The following is a 6430-nucleotide window of genomic DNA, read 5'->3' as shown; positions in this document are numbered from 1 at the left end:
CCCCCCCCCCCCCCCCCCCCCCCCCCCCCCCCCCCCCCCCCCCCCCCCCCCCCCCCCCGCTCCTACAGGGATTTGTGGTGTTCCTGGAATGTGTGTGGGAATCTTGTCGCCCCTCGCACACTCAAGGATTGAATGTGAACGCCCGCCTCATCATCACCGCCCGGCTGATCTCCGACTTCGGCGCCTTTCTCAACATGGTCGCGCTGGCGACCTATGTCTACCTGCTGAGCAACAGCGCCATGAGCGTCGGGATCTTTCTCGCCAGCCGGGTTGGCGGGGGGATTTTTGCCAGCCTGATCGGTACGCGCTTCTATCGGCGCTGGAGTGGCCGGGTGCCGCTGATCGCCTTCGATCTGCTGCGCGCGGCGCTGCTTGGCCTGCTGTTGATCCTGCCGGTGAGCCAGCAGGCGTTGCTGTTGCCGGTAATCGCCTTTGGCCTGGGTTTTGGCAATTCGATGTTCGCCATCGGCCTCAACAGCCAGTTGCCGAAGCTGATCGACCCGGCGCAGCTACTGAAAACCAATGCCTGGATCACCTCGGCGTCATCCGCAGCGATGGTCGGCGGCAGTCTGGTCTCCGGCTTGCTGGTGGCGGCATTTGGTTTCGAAACGGTGTTTGCGCTCAACGCACTGACCTATGTGTTGGCGGCGCTGTTGATTGCGCCGTTGCGCTTCGCCGTTGCAGAAGTCAGCGAGCAATCAACCAGCGAACGCGGCGAATGGTCAGCTCTCAAGCAGGGCCTGCGCAGCGCTCCGGTAATCGCGGCGATGCTTGCCGTGACCATGGCCGACACCTTGGGCAGTGCCGCGCACAATGTCGGGTTCCCGATCATTTCCAAACTGCTGACCCCTGATTCGGCCAGCACCACGCTGGGTCTGATGCTGGCGGTATGGGCCAGCGGCAAACTGCTCGGCGCACGGATTGCCAGTCGCCTCAAAGGCACGGATAACCGTGATTTGGAGCGACGGTATTTCTTCGGCGTGGCGTTGATGTCCTGCGGTTTTATCCTGATGTTCCAGCAGCACAGCCTTTATGGTCTGCTGCTGTTTTCGCTGCCGGCGGGGCTGGGGGACGGTTTCTCCGAAGTCAGCCTGATGTCGCGTCTGCAGCGTGAACCGGAGCATTTGCGCCTGCCGATTTTCAGTTTCCTGACCTTGCTGCAAATGACCGGGTTCGGCGTCGGCATGCTGGTTGCCGCGCCGTTTTACGGCTGGTGGACGCCGGGTGCCGTGGTCATGCTGTTCCACGGCATCCCGCTCGGTACGCTGTTGACCGTGAAGCTGCTGGCGCTCAGGCGCGGGCGGGTTGCGCGCAGCAGCCCGACGCCAGTTCCTTGAGGATCGGGCAGTCGGGGCGATGGTCGCCATTACAGTGCTCGACCAGGTCCTGCAGGGTGTCGCGCAACTCGCCGAGCTCGCGGATCTTCTGGTTCAGCTCGTCGATGTGCTGACGCGCCAGGGCTTTCACATCAGCGCTGGCGCGTTGCCGGTCCTGCCACAGGGTCAGCAGCTTGCCGACTTCCTCCAGGGAAAATCCCAGATCCCGCGAGCGCTTGATGAACGCCAGCGTGTGCAGGTCATCATCGCTGTAGACCCGGTAGCCGCTGTCGGTGCGATGGGCTGCCTTGAGCAGGCCGATCGACTCGTAATAGCGGATCATCTTTGCGCTCAGGCCACTGTGCCGGGCCGCTTGACCGATGTTCATCGGTGCTCCTCCAGATCCTTCGGTTTCCAGGTTTTCAACAGTAGCGCATTGCTCACCACGCTGACGCTCGACAATGCCATCGCCGCGCCGGCAAGCACCGGGTTGAGGAAGCCGAACGCCGCCAGCGGAATGCCGATCAGGTTGTAGACGAAGGCCCAGAACAGGTTCTGGCGGATCTTCGCGTAGGTCTTGCGGCTGATCTCCAGCGCCGCCGGCACCAGCTGTGGATCGCCGCGCATCAAGGTGATGCCGGCGGCATGCATCGCCACGTCGGTGCCGCCACCCATGGCAATGCCAATGTCGGCCGCCGCCAGTGCCGGGGCGTCGTTGATGCCGTCGCCGACCATCGCCACCACCCCGGTTTTCTTCAGTTCGGCGACGGTCGCGGCTTTGTCGGCGGGGAGCACTTCGGCGTGAACATTGTCAATGCCCAGCGCCTCGGCCACCACGCGCGCGCTACCACGGTTGTCGCCAGTCAGCAGATGACTGTGGATCCCTCGGGCGGCCAATTGCTGCACCGCTTGCAGTGCCCCGGGCTTGAGCGTGTCACCGAAGGCGAACAACCCAAGCACCCGCGCTTCTGGGCTTTGCTCGATCAGCCACGACAAGGTCCGGCCTTGGTTTTCCCAGGCCTTGGCTGACTCGGCGAAGTGGCCGGCGCTCAAACCGCATTCTTCCAGCAAGCGCCGATTGCCCAGCGCCAGGCGCCGACCGGCAAGCGTGCCGGCGATGCCGCGCCCGGTCAGGGACTGGCTGTCGCGGACATCTGGCACCTGCAAGCCGCGCTCGGCGGCAGCGTCCAGCACGGCTTTGGCCAGCGGGTGCTCACTGCCGCGTTGCAGGGCACCGGCCAGTGTCAGCAGGGTATTTTCATCGCCATCCAGCGCACTGAAATGCGCGATGCGCGGGGTGCCGGAAGTCAGCGTGCCGGTCTTGTCGAAGACCACGTTGTCGACTTCATGGGCACGTTCCAGCGCTTCGGCGTCCTTGATCAGAATGCCGTGACGCGCAGCCACACCCGTGCCGGCCATGATCGCCGTCGGCGTGGCGAGGCCGAGGGCGCACGGACAGGCAATCACCAGCACAGCGACCGCGTTGATCAATGCGGTTTCCATGGGCGCGCCGTACAGCCACCAGCCGATCAGTGTCGCCAAAGCGATCAGCAACACGGTGGGCACGAACACCTGGCTGACTTTATCCACCAGTTTCTGGATCGGCGCTTTCGCTGCCTGAGCGTCCTCGACCAGACGGATGATCCGCGCTAATACACTTTCCGCACCGAGGGCGGTGGTGCGCACCAGCAGTCGACCTTCACCGTTGATCGCACCGCCGGTGACTTTGTCGCCCGGTTGTTTTGGCACTGGCAGGCTTTCGCCGCTGATCAGCGCTTCGTCAGCGTGGCTCTGCCCTTCGAGCACTTCGCCGTCGACCGGGAAACGTTCGCCGGGTTTGACCAGCACCTGATCATTCAGGCGCAGAGCGCTGATCGCCACGTCTTGCTCGCGACCGTCGATTACTTGAATCGCCCGTTCCGGACGCAAGGCTTCGAGGGCGCGGATGGCGCTGGCGGTCTGGCGTTTGGCGCGGCTTTCCAGGTATTTGCCGAGGAGTACCAGGGCGATCACCACCGCCGAGGCTTCGAAATACAGATGCGGCATGCGCCCGGCGGCGGTGGCCCATTCGTACAGGCTCAAGCCATAACCGGCGCTGGTGCCGAGGGCGACCAGCAAGTCCATGTTACCGGCCCCGGCGCGCACGGCTTTCCACGCGGCCACGTAAAACCGCGCACCGAAAATGAATTGCACCGGGGTGGCGAGGGCGAATTGCGCCCAGGCCGGGAGCATCCAGTGGATGCCGAACGGTTGTAGCAACATCGGCAGCACCAGCGGCAAGGCCAGGGCGATGGCGCAGATCAGTGCCCAGCGTTCATGTTGCAGGCGCTGTTGCTGGTTATCGGTAGTGGGGTGATCGGCTTGCCAGACGCTGGCCGAGTAGCCGGCCTTGCTCACCGCGTCGAGCAGCGATTGCGGGTCGACCTGACCGAGCAATTCGAGGTGTGCGCGTTCGTTGGCGAGGTTGACGCTGACGCTCTTCACCCCGGGGACTTTGTTCAGGGCGCGCTCGACACGACCGACGCACGAGGCGCAGGTCATGCCGTCGATGCTCAATTCCATGGTCTGCTGCGGCACGCTGTAACCGGCGCGCTGCACCGCCTCCATCAACGCCGGCAAGCTGCCACCCGGTGCCTGGACGCGGGCCTGTTCGGTGGCGAGATTGACGCTGACGCCACTGGCGCCGCTGACTTTGCGCAACGCCCGCTCGACACGCCCGGCGCAACTGGCGCAGGTCATGCCGGCAATCGGCAGATCGAAGGTGATGGAATCGGACATCGGTCTTACTCCCTGTAGAAGATGCCTACAAGGATCAACCTTGCCATGCGGGCAAGGTCAAGCGCCAATATTTGACTCAGCACAAAACCAATGTGGGAGCGGGCTTGCTCGCGAAAGCGCTGTGTCAGTCAACATCATCGCTGAATGGCACACCGCATTCGCGAGCAAGCCCGCTGCCACATTTGGAGTTTCGCTTAGTATTCGAGGGCGGCAGGTCGCAGGTACAGACCTTTGGCATTTGCCGCGATCCGGTACTTCACCACATCGCCGGCCTTGAGCGAGATCTCCTGCGCGGGCGGTGCCAGCATGCCTGCCTGGCAACCCGGCACCTGACCAGGCAACTGTTTCAGACGAATGGAAATCGTGCCGTGGGGCAGATTGAAGGAAGTGGTCTGTTCCTGCAGCAGGCGCGCTGCCAGTTCATCATTGACGTACACGCCAATCTCGCAGGGAGTCGGCACTTCCAGACGCTCGCGCGAGATGATCAGAACGGCGTAGTCCTCACCGGTCGCGTTGGCCTGGGGCAGGGCGGCAAAGAGGCTGAGCAAGCCAAACAGGCTGAAAGCTGACCAGCGCATGGCTGAATCTCCTGAGTTTGAGTCATTGGTGTGCGCAGCTTGGCTGAGCGCAGCGCCGATTGCCAGCCCGGCATTTTTTTCCAGAACTTGACCTTGCCATGGTGGCAAGCTCGACACTGCCGGCAACTTCACTCAAGGGAGTCAATCCATGCAAGTGTTCAATGTTCAAGGCATGTCCTGCGGTCATTGTGTCAATGCCATTACCCACGCCGTGCAGGCGAAAGATCCGGCGGCCAGCGTGCGGGTCGATCTGGCTGCCAAAGAAGTCGGCGTCGAGAGTTCGCTCAGCGCGGAGCAGGTGATCGAGGTTATCAGCGAAGAGGGTTATCCGGTGAAATTGGCCGGGTGACCAAAAGCCAAAAGATCGCAGCCTGCGGCAGCTCCTACAGGGTATTGGTGCGACTCCTGTAGGAGCTGCCGCAGGCTGCGATCTTTTGATCTTTGCTGTGCAGTTCGTCTGACTTTCTAATAGTTAGCGAGCTATCGGAATGTTCAAGGTGTCTCAGCGCGGCTAGACTGTCGGGCTGCCGACTTCTATCCAACCTGGATGCCTGATGAACTTCCGTACCATTCTGATTCTCGGTGCCTTGAGCGCCTTCGGTCCGCTGGCGATCGACTTCTATTTGCCGGCGTTCCCGTCGATGGCGCTGGCCTTTGGCACTGATGAAAAGCATGTGCAACTGACCTTGGCGGCGTATTTCGCCGGCCTGTCGATCGGTCAATTGCTATACGGCCCGGTGGCCGACCGTTTTGGGCGGCGTCTGCCACTGCTCGTCGGGGTTGGCCTGTTCACCCTGGCCTCACTGGCCTGTGCCTATGCACCGAATCTGGAGTGGCTGATCGGCGCGCGTTTCGTTCAGGCGCTGGGCGGCTGCGCGGGAATGGTGATTTCCCGGGCGGTGGTCAGCGACAAGTGCGATGCGGTCGGTTCGGCCAAAGTCTTTTCGCAGTTGATGCTGGTGATGGGCCTGGCGCCGATCCTCGCGCCGCTGCTCGGCGGTCTGCTGGTCAACACCACGGGCTGGCAGTCGATCTTCCTCGTGCTGACCGGCTTCAGTGCACTGGCCGGCCTCGCTGTGGCACTGGGTCTGCCGGAAAGTCTGCCGGACTACGTGCCGCGCCAGCCGTTGTCCGGTGCGTTGCGCCAATACGGCCGGTTGTTCGGCGACCGGGTGTTTCTCGGCCACGCCCTGACCGGCGGCATCGCAGTTGCCGGGATGTTTTCCTACATCGCCGGTTCGCCGTTCGTCTTCATCAAACTCTATGGCGTACCGGCCGAGCATTTCGGCTGGCTGTTCGGCACCAACGCAGCGGGTTTCATTCTGGTGGCCCAGGTCAACGCGCGGCTGTTGGCCAAGCGCGGTCCGGCCTTCCTGCTGTCGCGGGCGGTGTGGGTGTATCTGTTGGCCGGTGTCTCTTTGCTCGCGGTCAGCTCGTTGCACACCGAAGCCTTGTGGCCGCTGTTGATTCCGTTGTTCGTGTGTATTGCCAGCCTCGGCTGCATCCTGCCTAACGCAGCGGCGTGTGCGATGAACGGTCAGGGCGCGCGCGCCGGCAGTGCCTCGGCACTGATGGGTTGCCTGCAGTTCAGCGTGGCTTCCGGCGCGGCCTCGCTGGTGGGCGTTCTGCACGACGGCAGCGCCATACCGATGGCCATGGTCATCAGCCTGTGTGGATTACTGGTGGTGAGTGTCGCGATGTACACCCGGCATTTGCAGAATGTTCGGGCGTTGGCGCAAGCACAGGCCGAAGCCTGAT

The 6430-nt window shown here is 63.0% G+C and carries 6 protein-coding genes; 3 read left to right on the top strand and 3 right to left on the bottom strand.

Features of this window, described 5'->3' with window-relative positions; translation table 11 throughout:
• Nucleotides 1-134 precede the first annotated feature (134 nt).
• On the top strand, nucleotides 135-1337 hold the full coding sequence (locus NTD85_RS19060) for an MFS transporter (protein WP_262142925.1): 1203 nt from the start codon (nucleotides 135-137) through the stop codon (nucleotides 1335-1337).
• Here NTD85_RS19060 and cueR read toward each other — a convergent pair.
• The 3 genes from cueR to NTD85_RS19045 form a co-directional block, all read right to left on the bottom strand.
• A complete protein-coding gene (cueR, locus tag NTD85_RS19055) occupies nucleotides 1291-1704 on the bottom strand; it encodes a Cu(I)-responsive transcriptional regulator (RefSeq protein ID WP_007962968.1) in 414 nt (137 codons plus the stop codon). The two genes, NTD85_RS19060 and cueR, sit on opposite strands and share 47 nt — an antisense overlap.
• Nucleotides 1701-4094 (bottom strand): heavy metal translocating P-type ATPase, encoded by a 2394-nt coding sequence (locus NTD85_RS19050; protein ID WP_262142924.1) that lies wholly within the window; start codon nucleotides 4092-4094, stop codon nucleotides 1701-1703. Before NTD85_RS19050 ends, cueR begins: the two co-directional genes overlap by 4 nt.
• Before the next feature lie 194 nt (nucleotides 4095-4288).
• Nucleotides 4289-4672 (bottom strand): hypothetical protein, encoded by a 384-nt coding sequence (locus NTD85_RS19045; protein ID WP_262142923.1) that lies wholly within the window; start codon nucleotides 4670-4672, stop codon nucleotides 4289-4291.
• A gap of 148 nt (nucleotides 4673-4820) precedes the next feature.
• Here NTD85_RS19045 and NTD85_RS19040 point away from each other — a divergent pair, with 148 nt between their 5' ends.
• On the top strand, nucleotides 4821-5021 hold the full coding sequence (locus NTD85_RS19040; protein WP_262142922.1) for a heavy-metal-associated domain-containing protein: 201 nt from the start codon (nucleotides 4821-4823) through the stop codon (nucleotides 5019-5021).
• A 205-nt stretch (nucleotides 5022-5226) separates the two neighbouring features.
• Nucleotides 5227-6429: a multidrug effflux MFS transporter gene (locus NTD85_RS19035; RefSeq protein WP_262142921.1), complete on the top strand. Its 1203-nt coding sequence runs from the start codon at nucleotides 5227-5229 to the stop codon at nucleotides 6427-6429.
• Nucleotide 6430: the final 1 nt, after the last annotated feature.

The sequence above is a fragment of the Pseudomonas sp. 13B_3.2_Bac1 genome (assembly GCF_025466205.1).
Classification (GTDB): domain Bacteria; phylum Pseudomonadota; class Gammaproteobacteria; order Pseudomonadales; family Pseudomonadaceae; genus Aquipseudomonas; species Aquipseudomonas fluorescens_H.
This window is presented reverse-complemented; position numbering and strand designations above follow the sequence as displayed.